This window comes from Pseudomonas extremaustralis (assembly GCF_900102035.1).
In the GTDB taxonomy this organism is placed as follows: Bacteria; Pseudomonadota; Gammaproteobacteria; order Pseudomonadales; family Pseudomonadaceae; genus Aquipseudomonas; species Aquipseudomonas extremaustralis.
Window position 1 is genome coordinate 5,510,031 of the sequence record NZ_LT629689.1, and the last position, 18,260, is coordinate 5,528,290.

The following is an 18,260-nucleotide window of genomic DNA, read 5'->3' on the forward strand; positions in this document are numbered from 1 at the left end:
GGTTATTGCGCAGCGCGGGCGGGCTGGATGGCAAGCTGATCGGCCAGGCGCACGAACGCGGCCAGGTCCAGTTGCTCGGGGCGCAGGCTGCCGTCGACGCCGGCGGCTTCGATCTCAGCCTGGCTCAACAGCAACTTGAGCGTATTGCGCAGGGTCTTGCGGCGCTGGTTGAACGCTTCGCGCACCACGCGCTCCAGCAGTTTGTGATCCTTGGCCGGGTGCGGCAGCACGGCGTGAGGCACCAGGCGCACGATGGCCGAGTCGACCTTTGGTGGCGGGTTGAACGCGCCCGGACCGACATTGAACAGGTGTTCGACGCGGCAGTGGTACTGGACCATGATCGACAGGCGACCCCAATCACCGCCACCAGGACCGGCAGCCAGGCGCTCTACCACTTCCTTTTGCAGCATGAAGTGCATGTCGCGGATGATCCCGGCGTTGTTCAGCAGGTGGAAAATCAGCGGCGTGGAGATGTTGTAGGGCAGGTTGCCAACCACCCGCAGGCTGTTAGGCGCCGCGTTGAGGGTGTTGAAGTCGAACTTCAACGCATCGCCCTGGTGCAGGATGAAGTTGGACTTGCCGCCAAACTGCTGGTTGAGGATCGGGATCAAGTCTTTGTCGAGCTCGACCACATCCAGTTGAGCACCGCTGGCCAGCAGGCCTTGGGTTAGCGCGCCCTGGCCCGGGCCGATTTCCAGCAGACGGTCTTCGGGCTTGGCATGGATGGAGCGCAGGATACGGTCGATCACGCCAGCGTCGTGCAGGAAGTTTTGCCCGAAGCGCTTGCGCGCCCGGTGTTGGTAATGCTCGGTCATAAACGGGTCTCGGCCATCTGATAGGCGGTTTCCAGGGCCACGTGCAGGCTGCCGGTGTCGATCTTGCCGCTGCCCGCCAGGTCCAGGGCGGTGCCATGGTCGACGGAGGTGCGGATGATCGGCAGGCCCAGTGTCACGTTGACTGCGGCGCCGAAGCCTTTGTATTTCAGCACGGGCAGCCCCTGGTCATGGTACATCGCCAGCACTGCGTCGCAGTGCTCCAGATATTTGGGGGTAAACAGAGTGTCCGCAGGCAGTGGGCCGCGCAGGTCCATGCCTTCTTGGCGCAGACGCTCCAAGGTGGGTTCGATGATATCGATTTCTTCATGGCCCAGATGGCCACCCTCACCGGCGTGCGGGTTGAGCCCGCAGACGAGGATACGCGGTTGGGCGATGCCGAATTTCTGTTGCAGGTCGGCATGCAGGATGCGCGTCACACGCTCCAGGCGCTCGACGGTGATGGCATCGGCAACCTCGCGCAGCGGCAGGTGCGTAGTCACCAGGGCGACCCGCAGACCGCGGGTGGCGAGCATCATCACGACTTGTTCGGTATGGGTCAGCTCGGCAAGGAATTCGGTGTGCCCGGAGAAGGCTATGCCGGACTCGTTGATCACGCCCTTGTGCACCGGCGCGGTGATCATGCCGGCGAAATCACCGTCAATGCAGCCACGGCCAGCTCGGGTCAGGGTTTCCAGGACAAACGCGGCGTTGGTCTTGTCCAATTGCCCAGCCACGACCTTGGCCTGCAGTGGGGTATCCCACACATACAAGCTGCCGGCGGGTGCTGGCAGGTCGGGCCAGTTGCCCGGCGCCACCTCCAGCAGATTGACAGCCACCCCCAGCTGCGCGGCCCGCTCAAGGAGCAGGTCGCGGCTGGTAATGGCAATCAGGGGGTGTGGCTGGGGTTGCGAGGCGAGCAGCAGGCACAGGTCTGGACCAATGCCGGCCGGCTCGCCGGGTGTCACCGCGAAACGCTGGGGTTTCACTTGGTTGCCTGGTTGGTGCCTGTTTGCTCGGCGCCTGGCAACTTGTTCTCTACGTAGGCTTCGTCACGGATCTGACGCAGCCAGGTTTGCAGCTCTTCGTCGTACTTGCGGTTACGCAGTATGTTCAGCGCTTGTTGCTCGCGGGCCTGGCTGGTGTTGTCGGTGGCGCGACGGCCAAGGACTTCCAGTACGTGCCAGCCATATTGGGTCTTGAACGGTTTGGACAGCACACCTTGCGGCGTGTCGGCCATCACTTGCTGGAACTCGGGCACCAACGCTTTCGGGTCGATCCAGTTCAGGTCGCCGCCGTTGAGCGCAGAGCCTGGGTCTTCCGAGAAGCTCTTGGCCAGGGTGGCGAAGTCTTCACCGTTCTGGATACGGTCATAGATCTTCTGGATCAGTTCCTTGGTTTGTGCCTCGGTGCGGATTTCACTTGGTTTGACCAGGATGTGACGAACATGTACTTCGTCTTTCAGCGAGGTCTCGCCGCCGCGGCGCTCCAGCAACTTCAGGATGATAAAGCCGCCTGGCGTCCGTGCTGGCTGGGTGATACCGCCGACTTCCATGGCGCTCAGTTCGCGGTCGAACGGTGGTGGCAATTGAGCAGCCTTACGCCAGCCCATGTCACCGCCTTCAAGGGCATTGTCGCTGCCGGATTGGGCGATCGCCATTTGAGCGAAATCGGCACCGGCCTTCAGGCGATCATAGATAGCCTGGGTTTTGGCGGCGGCGGCGTTGAGCTGCTCGGAGTTGGCGCTGTCCGGGGTCGGAATCAGGATGTTGGCCAGGTGCAGTTCTTCGGAAAGCTGCATCTTGCCCAGGTCCGAGGCCAGGAAGTTCTTCACTTCCTGTTCGGACACCTGAACCCGCTCGGCCACGCGGCGCTGGCGTACACGGCTGATGATCATTTCGCGGCGGATCTGATCGCGGGCGTCCTCATAGGACAACCCGTCGTGGGCCAGGGCGGCGCGGAACTGATCGATGCTCATGTTGTTGCGCTGGGCAATGGTGCCCACGGCCTGGTTCAGTTCTTCGTCCGAAATACGGATGCCGGAACGATCGCCGATCTGCAATTGCAGGTTTTCGACGATCAGACGCTCGAGCACCTGCTGGTCCAGGACACTGGTCGGCGGCACGCCACCGCCACGTTTGGCGATGGTTTGCTGCACTTCCTTGACGCGCTGGTCCAGTTGGCTCTGCATGATCACGTCGTTATCGACGATGGCCACGACCTTATCCAGCTGTTGAACCGCAGCGTGTGCCGATGCGGTACCCAGGAACAGCGCGCCCAGCACGAGCGGGCGCAAACAATCAGAAAGCTTGGTCTTCACGTTCACGATAACCTTCAATGCCTTTGTCGAGGAAGCTCTCTACCTTGGAGCCGGTCAGGCCGCCGAGTCCTTTGAGGACGATTTGCAGGAAGAGCCCGTGGTCACCCTTTTCGTTAAGCGGGGCGATCTGGCTGTATTCGTCGTTGGAAACCCAGTAACGATTGATCACGCGCAGTTTCCAGCAGCAGTTGTCGTACTCGAAACCACCGAAGGCTTCCAGGGTACGGTTGCGAGCGTAGTCATACTGCCAGCGGCTGATCAGGTTCCACTGGGGAATGATTGGCCACATTATCGAGAAATCGTGTTGCTGGATTTTGTAGTAATCCTTCACGTAGTTATCGGCGCCGGGTGTGCCGTAATCGCCACCGAACTGCCATTTGCCGGTCAGCTGGTTGTAGACGACCTGGTCATTACGATAGCGATAGCCGACGTTGATGATCTTGTTCGGGTTGTCTTCCGGCTGGTAGTGGAGCATCGCGCTGCCGGAACGAGGGCTGTGTTCCTCGGTGTCCCAGTTGTAGTCGGCAGTGGCGCGCCAGTCGCGGTTGAAGCGGAACTCGTAGTCCAGGGCCACTGGCGATACGTCTGACTGTGCGTCGGCACGGTCGGACGCCAGGATGCCCGGCAGTTGAACCTCACGATCCTTGAAGTACAGCGCCTGGCCCACGGATACGCGCTGACGCTCGAAGCCGTTGTCTTCGATCAAGCGGCTGGTCAAGCCCAGGGACAGCTTGTTCTCGTCGCCGATACGGTCGGAGCCGCTGAAGCGGTTGTCGCGGAACAGCGATGCGTAGCTGAACGAGTACTCGCTGGTGTCGAAGACCGGGATATCGCTCTGGTCCTTGTTCGGGACGTACAGGTAGAACGCACGCGGTTCGAGGGTCTGGCGATAGTCTTTGCCGAACCAGTTGGTGTTGCGATCGAAGTACAGGCCGCTGTCGATGCTGGCCACCGGAATCGCACGGTCCTGGGAGCTCTTGAAGGTGCCGCCCGCGTATGGGTTAGCAGCAGTTGCGTTTGCTTGCGCAACAACAATGTCGTTCTTGCCTTGGCTATCAAGATCAAGATCGTACTTGGTATAGACGTACTTGAGCTTCGGTGTCACGAAGCCGTAGGTCCAGTTCATCGGGTACTCGACGGCAGGCGCTACGTTCAGACGGGTACCGTTTGCACGGGTCAGGCCGGTGACATAGGTGTCCAGACGACGCTCGGAATCGCCGTTCTCATTTATGAAGTTGCCTTTTTCCAGGCTGCGTTCGAACCGAACGGCTTCGGTCTCGTAGCTGAAGTTAAAACCACCTGGATGGAACGGAAGCTGACCATTGAAGGTGATCTGCGGCAGCCGGTCATAAGGTGTGATCTGGGAGATCGTTGCCAGTTGATAAGCCTGGACGTTCAGGCGCGCTTGGAACGAGTCGCCGCGATAGCTCACCGCACCTTGCTGGTTGACGTAGTCACGACTTTGGACGCCGTCCTGGTAGGACTTGAGGTCCTGGAAGTAGTAAGGATCGCTGATCTTCGTGTAGTCGACCTCGGTCAGTACACGCGAATCCAGCCCGCCCTTGTGTTGCCAGTTGAGCATGTAGCGGGTTTTTTCGTAATCGGTCTGCAGCTTGCGTTCGTCATTGTCGTCGTTCAGGTACGCGCCGCCGAACTGGCCTTCGCTGGACTTGGTGAGGTAGCGGAATTCGCCTTCCATCATCATGCCGCGCTTGGTCATGTATTGCGGGTACAACGTGGCGTCGTAGTTGGGCGCCAGGTTGAAGTAGTACGGCGTAACCAGGGTAAAGCCGGTTTCGCCGCCGGTGCTGAAGCTCGGTGGCAGGAAGCCGGATTGACGACGGTTGTCGATCGGGAAATAGATGTAAGGGGTATACAGGATCGGGATGTTCTTGATCCGCAACGTCGCGTTGGTGGCCGTACCGAAGCCGGTGGCCGGGTTCAACGTGATGTTGTTGCCCTTGAGCTGCCAGGCGTTGCTGTCTGGCTCGCAGGTGGTGTACGTACCGTCCTTGAGACGGATGATCGCGTTTTCGGCACGCTTGGCGTACAGCGCGTTACCGCGGATACGCGACTTGTGCAGCACGTATTCGGCGTTATCGATCTGCGCCGCACCGGTGTCCAACTGAACCTCGGCACGGTCGCCGACGATCAGCGCGCCGTTGTCGCGCATGCGCACATTGCCGTTCAGCTCGCCGCGGTTCTCGGCCTGGTACAGGCTGGCTTCGTCGGACTCCAGCTGCATGCTGCCCTGGCGCATGACGACGTCACCGGCCAGGGTGGCAACCTGTTGTTCCTGCTGATAACGAGAGGCCTTGGCACCGATGAAGGTGGGCGCATCGCTCTTGTTCGTCTTGTCGTTCATGCCAGGACGAGTCGGCTCGATGTACGCACCGCCGCAGTAAGGGCCGGTTTCGGCCAACTGGGCTGCGGTCAGCTTGTCGCGAGGCACCCAGTCCAAGTGGCTGTAGTCGGCACTGCGCGAACGCAGGCCACGGCCCTTGGCTTCGGTGACCAGTGCAGTCTTCGGTTCGGCCGCAGTGCCGCCGCCAGCGTCGGCTTGCGCCGTACTGGTGGCCGAGCTGACGGCGGCACCGTCATGCACCGGGCGCGGTGGCAATGGGGCTGCGGCGGTTTTCGGCGCGCAATCCCAGGCACCCGAAGCAGAGACTGAGCAGTCATACTGTTCCGCGGCGACCACGAATGAGGTGGCGAAAGGTTGCATGGCCAGCAGACTGCCGGTTACCAGCAACGGAAATTTTCTACGAAACGCGGGGGATTTCAATGCCATCTTATTAGTCCGGGCTTCCTGCGTGCCATCTGCCCGCGGTGTGGGCCGCACGCCTCTCGATGGTCTGAAAAAGATGCGTGATAATAAAGCATGACCCGCTTGACGGCTAGCGCCGTCGGAGACCCTTGTAATGCCCGAGCAAGATCTACGTTTACAACAGCTGCAAGTCTGGCTGGATGAGCAGTTGCCGATCCTTTTCAACGCTCAAGACTGGGGTGTCGTACCCCCGGCCACATTGACCGCGGCCAGTAGCGACGCGAGTTTCAGGCGCTATTTCCGTTGGGAAGGGGGCGGTCGGACTTTCGTAGTAATGGATGCGCCACCCCCCCAGGAAAACTGCAAACCTTTCGTCGATATCGCCCATTTGCTCGCGAAGTCGGGGATAAATGTTCCAAAAATTTATGCAGAAGATTTGCCGCGAGGCTTTCTTTTGCTCAATGACCTGGGCAGAAAGACCTATCTGGACGTGATTGACGAGCAAAACGCCGATCAATTGTTCGCCGATGCGATCGACGCCTTGCTGGCTTTCCAGCAGTTGCCGATGGATGCGCCGCTGCACAGCTATGACGTGGCCCTGCTGCGCCGCGAGCTCGAATTGTTCCCCGAGTGGTATGTGCGCCGGCATTTGGGTATCGAGCTTGATACACACCAGCGAGCGCTGTGGCAGCGCGTCAGTGACCACTTGATCGACAGCGCCCTGGCGCAGCCGAAGGTGCTGGTGCACCGCGACTATATGCCGCGCAACCTGATGATCAGCGAGCCGAATCCTGGGGTGCTGGATTTCCAGGACGCGGTGTATGGCCCGGTGACCTACGACATCACGTGCCTGTTCAAGGACGCCTTCCTCAGTTGGCCCCAGGCCCGCGTGCGGGGATGGCAACGCGGTTATTGGGAACGTGCCCGCGCGCTGGGCGTCCCGGTGCAGGCAAGCTTCGACGACTTCCTGCGTGCCAGCGACCTGATGGGCGTGCAGCGTCACCTCAAGGTTATCGGCATCTTCGCGCGCATTTGCCATCGCGACGGCAAGCCTCGCTACCTGGCCGATGTGCCGCGCTTCTTTGCTTATATAGAGGCGGTGTTGGCCGAGCGTCCTGAGTTGAGCGAGCTGGGTGAATTGCTCGACAGCCTGCGCCAACCCGCAGAGGCGTGTGTATGAAGGCGATGATCCTCGCGGCCGGCAAGGGCGAGCGGATGCGTCCGCTCACTCTGCACACGCCCAAGCCGTTGGTGCAGGTCGGCGGCAAGCGGCTGATCGAGTATCACCTGGAGGCGCTGGCCAAGGCCGGCTTCACCGATGTGGTGATCAACCATGCCTGGCTGGGCCAGCAGATCGAAAGCTACCTGGGCGACGGTGCACAGTTTGGCGTGCGCATCCGCTATTCCCCGGAGGGCGAGCCGCTGGAAACCGGCGGCGGGATTTTCCAGGCCTTGGCGCTGTTGGGCGATGAACCCTTCCTGGTGGTCAATGGCGATATCTGGACCGACTACGACTTCGCCCGGCTCAAGCAACCGCTCCGGGGCCTGGCCCACCTGGTGATGGTCGACAACCCCGCGCATCATCCCTCGGGCGGTGATTTCTACCTTGATCAGGGATTGCTTCATGATGCCGCGCCCGGTGCCGATAACCTGACCTTCAGTGGCATTTCAGTGCTCGACCCCAAGCTATTCGCGGGTTGCAGCGCCGGTGCCTTTAAGCTGGCGCCGCTGCTGCGGGTGGCCATGGCGAAAGGTTTGGTAACGGGGGAACACATGGCGGGACGCTGGATCGATGTCGGCACGCTGGAGCGCCTGGCGCAAGTCGAAACCCTGCTGGCAGCGGGGCAGTAGCATGCTGTGGCCAGGGACGCTGATCGGCGCCGGGGCTGGCTTTGCCATTGCCAGTATTCCGGGGGCCTTGTTGGGTGCGCTGTTGGGGCAGGCGTTGGACCGTCGCCTGCAACTGCAAAGCTGGGCGCAATTGCGCGAACGCCTGGGTGGGCGTCCGGCGTTGCGCAATGACGAGTTGTTGTTTGTGTTGCTGGGACGCCTGGCCAAAAGCAATGGTCGAGTGGTGGATGGGCATATCCAGCAGGCGCGCCAGGAGATGCGCGCGCTGGACATGACCGAGTCGGCCCAGCGCCGTGCAATCGCGGCGTTCAACCGTGGCAAGTCCGGCTCGGACCGCGTGCGCAGCTACCTGCGTGTGCTCAAGGCTCAGCCCCACGCGGCGGAAGGTGTGTTGCGTGCGTGCTGGCGGATGGTCTGGGCCGATGGCCAAGCGGACGCCGCCGAGCGCGACCTGATCGATCTCTGGGGTAAATGGCTGGGCTGGACGCCGCAACAGCTGCAGGCCTTGGCCGCGGATTACACGCCTGAGCGCAAGCCGGTGGCCAACCGCGGCGGGAGCTATCAGGATGCATTGCGCTTGCTCGGCGTGACGACCACCACCGAACCCTCGGCGATCAAGCGCGCCTATCGCCGCCTGCTCAGTCGTCACCATCCGGACAAGATTGCCGGCTCGGGCGCCAGCCCCGCGCAAGTGCGCGAGGCCACCGAGCGCACCCGCGAATTGCACAGTGCCTTTGCGTTGATCCGCGAGCGGCGCGACTTCAAGTAGGCGTCAGTCGGCAATGGCCTGAGGGCTCAACCAGCCGCGGATCCGGCGATACAACTGTTCCTGCTCGGCTGCACTGTTGCCCGGCAGGGTTTTCAATGACACCTGCTTATAGCCGTCGTTCTTCAAGCGCTTGGCCGCCTGCACACGGGCCAGCGCGGTTTTGCGTGCCTGAGCGTCGTCTTGATAGAAGATATCGGCGGTCGGCAGTTTCAGGCCGGGGGCCAGTTGTTCCAGGCCCGGATGGCGTCCCGTGGGTGTCTGGGCGGCGACCATGACGAATTTCTGCACCTGGGACGGTTGTTTCTCGCCCAGGTAACGCGCGGCCCACCAGGCGCCCGTGCCATGCCCGACCAGCACCACGCTGCGCGCACTCTGGGTTTGGGCGAAGGCCACGGCGGCATCGATGCGGGCAAAGATGCGCGATGCGTCGGTCTTGTCTTGCTCGTCGGCGCCGGGGACCGTTGCCGGATCGGTGCCTTCGGCTTCGGCGCTGGCCGCTTGTTCGATCGGCTTTTCGGCAGTGCTCGCTTCTTTGCTGCTGGTATCGACGCTGGCCTTGGGCGCTTCCATGACGCGCGGCGGCAAGGTGTCCATGCTCATGTCCGGCAGCGACAGGCTGAGACTACCCCAGTTGGCATCCGGCAATTTACGTCGCAATGGACCAATTGCTTGCGGCCAGTCAGCATTCTCCCCGGCGCCCGGTACGATAATCACCACGCCTTCGGGTTCGCCGCTGTTGGCCGGCTTCCACAGGGCGAGGAATGAATCGCTGCCGGCCTGCAACTGTTGCTGTTCCTGTTGCGGGATCTTGCGTTCAAGGAAGCGGGCTTCTTCCTGGCTGCGTTCAGGCAGGGGTTGGCGTTCGACGGGTTTTTCGGCCGCCGGTGCAGGGGTGTCGGCGGCCTGTACGGAAAAGGCACTGGTAAAGAGCAGTGACAGGCACAATGCTGGCAGTGCCGAGCGGTGGAGAAAGAGCATCGTTGATTCCCGGCCAGAAATGATTCCAGCAGCCTAATGGGTTGGTCAGTATTTGTCAGTGATGTGAGACGTCGATCATGGGTTTTCGCGGTCTGCTGGTTATCGGCTGTTTGTGCTTTGCCTTGATGGCAAATGCCAACCCTGCGCCTGCTACACCCCAGGCGCAGCTCAATGCGCAGCAACGCGAATGGCTGGCCCAGCACCCGGAGTTGCGGGTGGGCCTGGTGTTGCAGGCGCCATACGCGCAATACGACCGGCGTTTGCAGCGGTTGTCCGGGGCCAATGTCGAGTTGATGCAGTGGCTGGCCAAGGCGCTGAACATCGAGCTGACCTGGCGTAACTTTCCCAGCCAGGAACAGCTGGAAGCGGCGGTGCGCGACGGCGAGGTGGATATCGCCCCCGGCCTGCAACAGACCCCGGCCGGTTTGCGCCTGTGGTTGTTCACCGACCCTTACATGCGCGTGCCTCAACATATCGTCGGCATCCGGGAAGGTGGCGGCGCCGTGGAGCTGGAAAAACTCGATGACCGATCCCGCGTCGCCGTGCGCATGCCCAGCGCCGTGGCCGATTACCTGCGCAGTACCTATCCCGGCCTGAATCTGCAAGGCGTGCCCATGGAGCGCCAGGCCCTGCAACTGCTGGTCAACCAGCAGGCGCGTTACGCCGTGGTGGATGAAGCGCAACTGAGTCGGTTGTCCGGTGAGGCGGAATTCGCCGGGCTGGCGGTGGTGGGGGATATCGGCCTGCCGCAATTACTGCGGGTGGCCACGCGTCGGGAGTGGCCGGAACTGGCCGGCATCATGGAAAGCGCACTGCGCGCTATTCCTGCCCGCGATCTCGACCAGTTGCACAACCGCTGGCTGCAACCCAAATACCCACGGCTGTCTGAGTCTCCGGGCCTGTGGCAAAACCTCAGCCTGCTGCTGGGGCTGTTGCTGCTTGCCAGCCTGGCCACGGTGTTCTGGCAGCGTCGCCAGCAACGTGTGCTGGAACACAGTCTGTTGGCCTCCCGCGAGGAAAGCGCGGCCCGCGCCGCCGGGGCCGAGGCGTTGCGGCTCACGCAGTTTTCCATCGATCAAAGCACCGTCGGTATCCTCTGGGTCAATTGGGATAGCCATGTGCGCTACGCCAACCACGCCGCCGAAAACATGCTTGGCTATGGCCCCGGCGCATTGATCGAGCGGCCGCTGGTCGATCTCGACCCGAGCCTGGATATGGACCGCTGGCTGAACCTGTGGAAGCGTGCGCGCGCCAGCGAGGACGGGCCGCAGAACTTCGCCACCGATTGTCGGCGGGCCGATGGCAGCATCCTGCCGGCCAACGTGTCCTTGAGCTTTCTGCGCTTTGCCGAGGCCGAGTACCTGGTGGTCTACCTCAACGACGTCACCGAACTTCGTCGAACCCTGGCCGCCCTGCTGCAAAGCGAAGCGCAACTGCGCGAGCTGTCCGCCCACCTGGAAACCGTGCGCGAAGAAGAAAAGGCGCGCATCGCTCGCGAGGTGCACGATGAGCTCGGGCAGATGCTCACCGTGCTCAAGCTGGAAACGTCGATGTGCGAGTTGGCCTATGCGCAACTCGACCCCGGCCTGCACGAGCGCTTGAACAGCATGAAGCGCCTGATTGCCCAACTGTTCCAACTGGTACGGGACGTGGCCACGGCGTTGCGTCCGCCGATCCTCGACGCCGGCATCGCCTCGGCCATCGAATGGCAGGCGCGGCGTTTCGAAGCGCGCACGCACATTCCCTGTCTGGTGCAGGTGCCGGAAAACGTGCCGGTCTTGAGCGATGCTAAGGCCATCGGCCTGTTCCGTATCCTGCAAGAAGCGTTGACCAATGTGATGCGTCATGCCCAGGCGCATACTGTCGAGCTAACCCTGGCGGTGGAGGGCGCACACTTGCGGCTGACCATCAGCGACGACGGCGTCGGGTTCATCCAGGCCCAGGGCCGCCCGGTGTCGTTCGGTCTGGTGGGCATGCGCGAGCGGGTGCTGATCATGGGCGGGCAACTGAGCCTGGACAGCGAGTTGGGGGAGGGCACCACCCTGAGTGTCACGGTGCCGTTGGATGGATAATTCTAAGAGGAAACTCCTGTGATCCGTGTACTGGTAGCCGAAGACCATACCATCGTGCGTGAAGGCATCAAGCAATTGATCGGCCTGGCCAAAGACCTGCAGGTCGTGGGGGAGGCGAGCAATGGCGAGCAACTGCTGGAGACCTTGCGCCACGTGCCTTGCGAGGTGGTGCTGCTGGACATCTCGATGCCCGGCGTCAACGGCCTGGAAGCGATTGCGCGGATTCGTACGATGAGCAATCCGCCGGCGATCCTGGTGTTGTCGATGCACGACGAGGCGCAAATGGCCGCCCGTGCGTTGAAGGTGGGCGCCGCCGGTTATGCCACCAAGGACAGCGATCCTGCGTTGCTGCTCATGGCGATTCGCAAGGTGGCTGCGGGGGGCGCTATATCGACCCGGAGCTGGCGGACCGCATGGTCTTCGAAGTCGGCCTGACCGATTCCCGGCCCTTGCATTCGTTGCTGTCGGAGCGCGAATTCTCGGTATTCGAACGCCTGGCCCAGGGTGCCAACGTCAACGATATCGCCCAGCAACTGGCGTTGAGCAGCAAGACCATCAGCACCCACAAGGCGCGGCTGATGCAGAAACTCAACATCACCTCCCTGGCCGAGCTGGTGAAGTACGCCATGGAGCACAAACTTTTGTAGGAGCTAGCTTGCTCGCGAAGAAGGCAAGAACAACCGGTTCATTCAGGATGCCCGCGTTTGCATTGACGTTTTTCGCGAGCAAGCCCGCTCTTACAGTGGGCGTGTCTATTTGCGACCGGCTCTATGCGGCGTTTTTTATGGAAAGGGCTGTAGGACTGTTCTATTACCGTCATTCGTGTAGGGCGTTCCCTACCCGCAACCTTCCATCCGGCTGATGCGATTCTCTCTTGGCTCCCGATTTCCGGGGGCTCGCGCCTGGACTACGCTTGTGCCACAGCAGTCCAAAATACAAAGGTGCAGGTATGAGCGAGGCGGATTCAAATGATGTGCTGGTCAGCTTTCGTGGCGTGCAGAAGAGCTACGACGGCGAGAACCTGATCGTCAAAGACCTCAACCTGGAGATCCGCAAGGGCGAGTTCCTGACCCTGCTCGGGCCGTCCGGTTCGGGCAAGACCACCAGTCTGATGATGCTTGCCGGCTTTGAAACGCCGACCGCCGGCGAAATCCAGCTGGCCGGGCGCGCGATCAATAACGTGCCGCCGCACAAGCGCGACATTGGCATGGTGTTCCAGAACTACGCGTTGTTCCCCCACATGACCGTCGCCGAGAACCTGGCGTTCCCGCTGTCGGTACGCGGCTTGAGCAAGACCGATATCAGCGAGCGGGTCAAACGCGTGCTGAGCATGGTCCAGCTCGACGCCTTCGCCCAACGCTACCCGGCGCAACTGTCGGGCGGCCAGCAGCAGCGTGTGGCATTGGCCCGGGCGCTGGTGTTCGAACCGCAGTTGGTGCTGATGGATGAACCCCTCGGCGCTCTCGACAAGCAACTGCGTGAACACATGCAGATGGAGATCAAGCACCTGCACCAGCGCCTCGGCGTGACGGTGGTGTACGTGACCCACGACCAGGGCGAAGCCTTGACCATGTCTGATCGGGTGGCGGTGTTCCACCAGGGCGAGATCCAACAGATCGCCGCGCCGCGTACCTTGTACGAGGAGCCGAAGAACACCTTCGTCGCCAACTTCATCGGTGAAAACAACCGTCTCAATGGCCGCCTGCACAGCCGTACCGGCGACCGTTGCGTGGTCGAGCTGGCGCGCGGCGAAAAAGTCGAAGCCCTGGCGGTGAACGTCGGCCAGATCGGCGGCCCGGTGACCCTGTCGGTGCGCCCGGAGCGCGTCAGTCTCAATGGCTCCAGCGAAAGTTGCGTCAACCGCTTCTCCGGGCGGGTGGCGGAATTTGTCTACTTGGGCGACCACGTGCGTGTGCGCCTGGAAGTCTGCGGCATGACCGATTTTTTTGTGAAACAACCGATCGCCGAGCTGGACCCGGCACTGGCGGTCGGCGACGTGGTACCGATTGGCTGGCAAGTCGAGCACGTTCGCGCACTCGACCCACTTCTAGAGGCGAAATAATCGCCCCCATGGCTTCACCAACCCTGCACGTGGAGAGAACAACAATGTTGAGATCCCTTAAGTATTCCGCACTGGCGATCGGTTTGATCGGTGCGACCCAGGCCATGGCAGGCCCGGACCTGACGGTCGTGTCCTTCGGTGGCGCGAACAAGGCGGCACAGGTCAAGGCCTTCTATGCACCGTGGGAAAGCGCGGGCAACGGCAAGATCATCGCCGGTGAGTACAACGGTGAGATGGCCAAAGTGAAGGCCATGGTCGACACCAAAAGCGTGTCCTGGGACCTGGTAGAAGTGGAGTCGCCGGAACTGTCTCGCGGTTGCGACGAAGACATGTTCGAGCCACTCGATCCGAAACTGTTCGGCAACACTGCCGACTACGTGAAGGGCGCCATCCAGCCCTGCGGCGTGGGCTTCTTCGTGTGGTCGACCGTGCTGGCCTACAACGCCGACAAGCTGACCTCGGCACCGACCAGCTGGGCGGACTTCTGGGACACCAAGAAATTCCCGGGTAAACGCGGCCTGCGCAAGGGCGCCAAGTACACCCTGGAATTCGCATTGATGGCCGACGGCGTCGCGCCGAAGGACGTGTACAAAGTGTTGGCCGGCAAAGACGGTCAGGACCGCGCGTTCAAGAAACTGGATGAGCTCAAGCCTTCGATCCAATGGTGGGAAGCCGGTGCTCAACCGCCGCAATACCTCGCCTCGGGTGACGTTGTGATGAGCTCGGCCTACAACGGTCGCATCGCTGCCGTGCAGAAAGAAAGCAACCTGAAAGTGGTGTGGAACGGCGGTATCTACGACTTCGACGCATGGGCTATTCCAAAAGGCCTGTCCAAGGATCGTGCTGACGCGGCGAAGAAATTCATCGCCTTCTCGGTGCAACCACAGCAGCAGAAGATCTACTCGGAAAACATCGCTTACGGCCCGGCCAACACCCAAGCCGTACCGTTGCTGGCCAAGGACGTGTTGAAAGACATGCCGACCACGCCTGAGAACATCGCCAACCAGGTGCAGATCGACGTGAGCTTCTGGGCCGATAACGGCGAGCAACTCGAGCAGCGCTTCAATTCCTGGGCAGCTAAATAATCCATGTGGGAAGGGGCTTGCCCCCGATGGCGGTGTATCAGTTGCTAGATGTACTGACTGACACTCCGCTATCGGGAGCAAGCCCCCTCCCACAGGGGATCCGCTGCGTTTGGCAGAGTGCATTCATTTTCAAGTTTCGGAGTTAGCCATGGCCATCGCCGTTCCCTCGAACGAGGTCAACAGCCCCACCCTCAAGCAGCGTCTGGCGCGTGCCGAACGGCTCAATCGCTGGAAGGCCCAGGCCTTGATCGCGCCACTGGTGCTGTTCTTGCTGCTGGTGTTCCTGGTGCCGATCGTTGCGCTGCTCTACAAAAGCGTGGGCAACCCGGAAGTGGTGGGCGGTTTGCCGCGTACCGTGGTGGCGGTCAAGGCCTGGGACGGTCGTGGTCTGCCGGGTGAACCGGTGTACCAGGCCCTCAGCGAAGACTTGGGCGAGGCGCGTAAAAACCAGACCCTGGGCGACCTGTCCAAACGCTTGAACATGGAACTGGCCGGCTATCGTAGCCTGCTGACAAAAACCGCGCGGGCGCTGCCGTTTACCGAAGCGCCGGCCTCTTATAAAGAAGCGCTGGAAACCCTCGACGAACGTTGGGGCGACCCGGCGTACTGGCAGGCGATCCGCCGCAATACCAGTAGCCTGACACCGTTCTATCTGCTGGCCGCCGTCGATCACCGCATCGACGACCTGGGCGAAGTGGCCCCGGCCACGCCGGACCAGGCGATCTACTTGGATATTTTTGCCCGCACCTTCTGGATGGGCCTGGTGATCACCGCCGTCTGCCTGTTGCTGGCTTATCCCCTGGCGTATCTGCTGGCCAACCTTCCGGCGCGTAAAAGCAACCTGCTGATGATTCTGGTGTTGCTGCCGTTCTGGACCTCGATCCTGGTGCGGGTGGCGGCGTGGATCGTGCTGCTGCAGTCCGGTGGCCTGATCAACAGTGCCCTGATGGGCATGGGCCTGATCGATAAGCCACTGGAGCTGGTGTTCAACCGCACCGGGGTCTACATCTCCATGGTGCACATCCTGCTGCCGTTCATGATTCTGCCGATCTACAGCGTGATGAAGGGTATTTCGCCTACCTATATGCGTGCGGCGATTTCCCTGGGCTGCCATCCGTTCACCAGCTTCTGGCGGGTTTACTTCCCGCAGACCTACGCCGGTGTCGGCGCGGGCTGTCTGCTGGTGTTCATCCTGGCGATTGGTTACTACATCACCCCGGCACTGCTGGGCAGCCCGAACGACCAGATGGTCAGCTACTTCGTGGCGTTCTATACCAACACCAGCATCAACTGGGGCATGGCGACGGCGTTGGGCGGCTTGCTGCTGCTGGCGACCGTGTTGCTGTACCTGATCTACAACCGGCTGGTGGGCGCCAGCCGCCTGCGCCTGAGCTGAGGAGACCTTGCGATGCTGAGCCCTTATATGTCACCGGTGGAACGGGTGTGGTTCTACAGCTTGCGGATACTCTGCGGCTTGATCCTGCTGTTCCTCATATTGCCCGTGCTGGTGATCATCCCGCTGTCGTTCAACAGCGGCAGTTTCCTGGTGTACCCGCTGCAAGGTTTCTCGTTGCACTGGTACCACGACTTCTTCGCCTCGGCCGAATGGATGCGGGCCCTGAAGAACAGCGTCATCGTCGCTCCGGCGGCTACGGTGCTGGCCATGGTGTTCGGCACCCTGGCGGCAATCGGCCTGACACGCGGCAACTTCCCCGGCAAGGCGCTGGTGATGGCCCTGGTGATTTCGCCGATGGTGGTGCCGGTGGTGATCATCGGTGTGGCCAGCTACCTGTTCTTTGCACCGTTGGGCCTGGGCAACAGCTTTCTCTCGCTGATCGTGGTGCATGCGGTATTGGGCGTGCCCTTTGTGATCATCACCGTGTCGGCGACGTTGCAGGGTTTCAACCATAACTTGGTGCGGGCGGCGGCCAGCCTCGGTGCCTCGCCATTGACCGCGTTTCGCCGCGTGACCTTGCCGCTGATCGCACCGGGTGTGATATCCGGTGCACTGTTCGCGTTCGCGACATCGTTCGATGAAGTGGTGGTAACACTGTTCCTCGCCGGTCCCGAACAAGCGACCTTGCCGCGCCAGATGTTCAGCGGCATCCGCGAAAACCTCAGCCCGACGATTGCCGCCGCGGCCACCTTGCTGATCGCCTTCTCGGTGTTGCTGTTGCTGACGCTGGAATGGCTGCGCGGACGTAGCGAGAAGCTGCGCACCGCCCAGGTCTAAAGTCCAGCGCAGATCAAAATGTGGGAGGGGGCACGCCCTCTCCCACAGGAGGACTGTGACCATTCAGCTGTTGAATGGGAGACAACCTGTTTCGCTCAGCTACTCTTGTGCCAGCCCACAATCAACAAGAGGCCGAGCACATGAGTTCTTCCTCATTCAAGATCGCCCACAAACTGTTGACCGGCGCAGGTGCCATCGAGCAATTGGTGGCAGAGTTGACGCGCCTGGATGTCGACAACCCGCTGATCGTCACCGATGCCGCGCTGGTCAAGTCCGGCACCGTGGCACTGGCGCTCGAGCATCTGGGCGAGCGCACCTATAAGATTTTCGACCGCGTGCTGCCTGACCCGGAAATCTCCATCGTTGAAGATTGCATGCAGGCCTACCGCGACGGCGGGCACGACGGCCTGATCGGCTTGGGTGGCGGCAGCGCCATCGACATCGCTAAAAGTGTCGCCGCCTATGCCGGTTACCATGGCGCCCTGGAGGATCTGTTCGGCGTCGATCAGGTGCCACGCAAAGGCCCGCCGCTGATCGCCATCCCGACCACGGCCGGCACCGGCTCGGAAGTTACCAACGTGGCGATCCTTTCCGACAAGGCCGCGCAGTTGAAAAAAGGCATCGTCAGCGATTATTTGCTGCCGGATGTCGCGCTGATCAGCCCGCAAATGACCCTGACCTGCCCGCGCGGTGTCACCGCCGCCAGTGGCGTGGATGCGCTGGTGCATGCCATCGAATCCTACTTGTCGCTGAATGCCTCGCCGATCACCGACGCCCTGGCCATCGGCGCTATCAAACTGATTGCCAAGGCGCTGCCCAAGGCCTACGCCAACCCGGCCAACCTGCAGGCCCGCGACGACATGGCCACCGCCAGCCTGATGGCTGGCATGGCGTTCGGTAATGCCGGGGTGGGGGCGGTGCATGCGCTGGCGTACCCGCTGGGCGGGCGGTTCAACATCGCCCACGGCGTGAGCAACGCACTGTTGCTGCCCTATGTGATGCACTGGAACAAGCTGGCTTGTGTGGAACGTATGCAGGACATTGCCCAGGCCATGGGGGTCAATATCAACGGCCTGAGCGTCAACGATGCAGCCGACCAGGCCGTCGAGGCGATGACGCGACTGTGTACCGCCGTGGAGATCCCGGCAGGCCTGCGCAGCTTCGGGGTGCCCGAGGAGTCCATTCCGGCCATGGCCATCGAAGCTGCCGGTATCGAGCGGCTGATGCGCAACAATCCGCGCAAGCTCAGCGCGGCGGATATCGAGAAAATCTATCGGGCGGCTTACTAGTCGTTGAGTCAGGTCACGGTGC

14 protein-coding genes and 1 pseudogene are annotated in these 18,260 nt (G+C 61.7%); 10 read left to right on the forward strand and 5 right to left on the reverse strand.

Translation table 11 applies throughout. The annotated features are described in order from the left end of the window. Window positions 1-2: 2 nt before the first annotated feature. The 4 genes from rsmA to BLR63_RS25380 are packed head-to-tail and all read right to left on the reverse strand — an operon-like array spanning window position 3 to window position 5,923. A complete protein-coding gene (rsmA, locus tag BLR63_RS25365; protein WP_010566344.1) occupies window positions 3-815 on the reverse strand; it encodes a 16S rRNA (adenine(1518)-N(6)/adenine(1519)-N(6))-dimethyltransferase RsmA in 813 nt (270 codons plus the stop codon). Further along, the gene (gene pdxA / locus BLR63_RS25370) at window positions 812-1,801 is read right to left on the reverse strand and encodes a 4-hydroxythreonine-4-phosphate dehydrogenase PdxA (protein ID WP_010566345.1); all 990 of its coding nucleotides are present in this window, start codon (window positions 1,799-1,801) and stop codon (window positions 812-814) included. The genes rsmA and pdxA overlap by 4 nt, the downstream gene beginning before the upstream one ends. Further along, window positions 1,798-3,138: a peptidylprolyl isomerase gene (locus BLR63_RS25375; protein ID WP_010566346.1), complete on the reverse strand. Its 1,341-nt coding sequence runs from the start codon at window positions 3,136-3,138 to the stop codon at window positions 1,798-1,800. Before BLR63_RS25375 ends, pdxA begins: the two co-directional genes overlap by 4 nt. Further along, entirely contained in the window at window positions 3,113-5,923 is a 2,811-nt protein-coding gene (locus BLR63_RS25380) for an LPS-assembly protein LptD (RefSeq protein WP_010566347.1), read from the reverse strand. The genes BLR63_RS25375 and BLR63_RS25380 overlap by 26 nt, the downstream gene beginning before the upstream one ends. A gap of 130 nt (window positions 5,924-6,053) precedes the next feature. Between BLR63_RS25380 and BLR63_RS25385 the strand changes: the two genes are divergently transcribed. The 3 genes from BLR63_RS25385 to BLR63_RS25395 are packed head-to-tail and all read left to right on the forward strand — an operon-like array spanning window position 6,054 to window position 8,519. Then, window positions 6,054-7,079 carry an aminoglycoside phosphotransferase family protein gene (locus BLR63_RS25385; RefSeq protein ID WP_010566348.1) on the forward strand — a complete coding sequence of 342 codons (1,026 nt, stop codon included), beginning with the start codon at window positions 6,054-6,056 and terminating at the stop codon, window positions 7,077-7,079. Beyond that, the gene (murU, locus tag BLR63_RS25390) at window positions 7,076-7,750 is read left to right on the forward strand and encodes an N-acetylmuramate alpha-1-phosphate uridylyltransferase MurU (RefSeq protein ID WP_010566349.1); all 675 of its coding nucleotides are present in this window, start codon (window positions 7,076-7,078) and stop codon (window positions 7,748-7,750) included. Before BLR63_RS25385 ends, murU begins: the two co-directional genes overlap by 4 nt. 1 nt (window position 7,751) lies before the next feature. Further along, window positions 7,752-8,519, forward strand: coding sequence for a TerB family tellurite resistance protein (locus BLR63_RS25395; protein WP_010566350.1), 768 nt, complete (start codon window positions 7,752-7,754; stop codon window positions 8,517-8,519). Window positions 8,520-8,522: 3 nt separating this feature from the next. On the opposite strand, the gene BLR63_RS25400 is transcribed toward BLR63_RS25395, so the two are convergent. After that, window positions 8,523-9,497, reverse strand: a complete 975-nt coding sequence (locus BLR63_RS25400) for an alpha/beta hydrolase family protein (RefSeq protein WP_010566351.1) — start codon at window positions 9,495-9,497, stop codon at window positions 8,523-8,525. A gap of 77 nt (window positions 9,498-9,574) precedes the next feature. On the opposite strand from BLR63_RS25400, the gene BLR63_RS25405 reads away from it, so the two are divergent. The 7 genes and pseudogenes from BLR63_RS25405 to BLR63_RS25435 all read left to right on the forward strand — a co-directional run bounded on the left by BLR63_RS25405 (window position 9,575) and on the right by BLR63_RS25435 (window position 18,238). Beyond that, window positions 9,575-11,569 (forward strand): PAS domain-containing sensor histidine kinase, encoded by a 1,995-nt coding sequence (locus BLR63_RS25405; protein ID WP_010566352.1) that lies wholly within the window; start codon window positions 9,575-9,577, stop codon window positions 11,567-11,569. A gap of 18 nt (window positions 11,570-11,587) precedes the next feature. After that, window positions 11,588-12,216: pseudogene (locus BLR63_RS25410) on the forward strand (response regulator). A 302-nt stretch (window positions 12,217-12,518) separates the two neighbouring features. Further along, entirely contained in the window at window positions 12,519-13,631 is a 1,113-nt protein-coding gene (locus tag BLR63_RS25415) for an ABC transporter ATP-binding protein (protein ID WP_010566354.1), read from the forward strand. Between the two features lie 44 nt (window positions 13,632-13,675). Beyond that, window positions 13,676-14,716 (forward strand): ABC transporter substrate-binding protein, encoded by a 1,041-nt coding sequence (locus BLR63_RS25420; protein WP_010566355.1) that lies wholly within the window; start codon window positions 13,676-13,678, stop codon window positions 14,714-14,716. 148 nt (window positions 14,717-14,864) lie between these two features. Continuing rightward, a complete protein-coding gene (locus BLR63_RS25425; protein WP_010566356.1) occupies window positions 14,865-16,112 on the forward strand; it encodes an ABC transporter permease in 1,248 nt (415 codons plus the stop codon). 12 nt (window positions 16,113-16,124) lie between these two features. Continuing rightward, on the forward strand, window positions 16,125-16,949 hold the full coding sequence (locus BLR63_RS25430) for an ABC transporter permease (RefSeq protein WP_010566357.1): 825 nt from the start codon (window positions 16,125-16,127) through the stop codon (window positions 16,947-16,949). 140 nt (window positions 16,950-17,089) lie between these two features. Further along, entirely contained in the window at window positions 17,090-18,238 is a 1,149-nt protein-coding gene (locus BLR63_RS25435; RefSeq protein WP_010566358.1) for an iron-containing alcohol dehydrogenase, read from the forward strand. Window positions 18,239-18,260 lie beyond the last annotated feature (22 nt).

Bases quoted from the DNA above. Each gene is read 5' to 3' on its own strand.
- rsmA (WP_010566344.1), bottom strand. From the start codon at position 815: ATGACCGAGCATTACCAACACCGGGCGCGCAAGCGCTTCGGGCAAAAC.
- BLR63_RS25380 (WP_010566347.1), bottom strand. From the start codon at position 5,923: ATGGCATTGAAATCCCCCGCGTTTCGTAGAAAATTTCCGTTGCTGGTA.
- BLR63_RS25385 (WP_010566348.1), top strand. From the start codon at position 6,054: ATGCCCGAGCAAGATCTACGTTTACAACAGCTGCAAGTCTGGCTGGAT.
- murU (WP_010566349.1), top strand. From the start codon at position 7,076: ATGAAGGCGATGATCCTCGCGGCCGGCAAGGGCGAGCGGATGCGTCCG.
- BLR63_RS25395 (WP_010566350.1), top strand. From the start codon at position 7,752: ATGCTGTGGCCAGGGACGCTGATCGGCGCCGGGGCTGGCTTTGCCATT.
- BLR63_RS25400 (WP_010566351.1), bottom strand. From the start codon at position 9,497: ATGCTCTTTCTCCACCGCTCGGCACTGCCAGCATTGTGCCTGTCACTG.
- BLR63_RS25405 (WP_010566352.1), top strand. From the start codon at position 9,575: ATGGGTTTTCGCGGTCTGCTGGTTATCGGCTGTTTGTGCTTTGCCTTG.
- BLR63_RS25415 (WP_010566354.1), top strand. From the start codon at position 12,519: ATGAGCGAGGCGGATTCAAATGATGTGCTGGTCAGCTTTCGTGGCGTG.
- BLR63_RS25420 (WP_010566355.1), top strand. From the start codon at position 13,676: ATGTTGAGATCCCTTAAGTATTCCGCACTGGCGATCGGTTTGATCGGT.
- BLR63_RS25425 (WP_010566356.1), top strand. From the start codon at position 14,865: ATGGCCATCGCCGTTCCCTCGAACGAGGTCAACAGCCCCACCCTCAAG.
- BLR63_RS25430 (WP_010566357.1), top strand. From the start codon at position 16,125: ATGCTGAGCCCTTATATGTCACCGGTGGAACGGGTGTGGTTCTACAGC.
- BLR63_RS25435 (WP_010566358.1), top strand. From the start codon at position 17,090: ATGAGTTCTTCCTCATTCAAGATCGCCCACAAACTGTTGACCGGCGCA.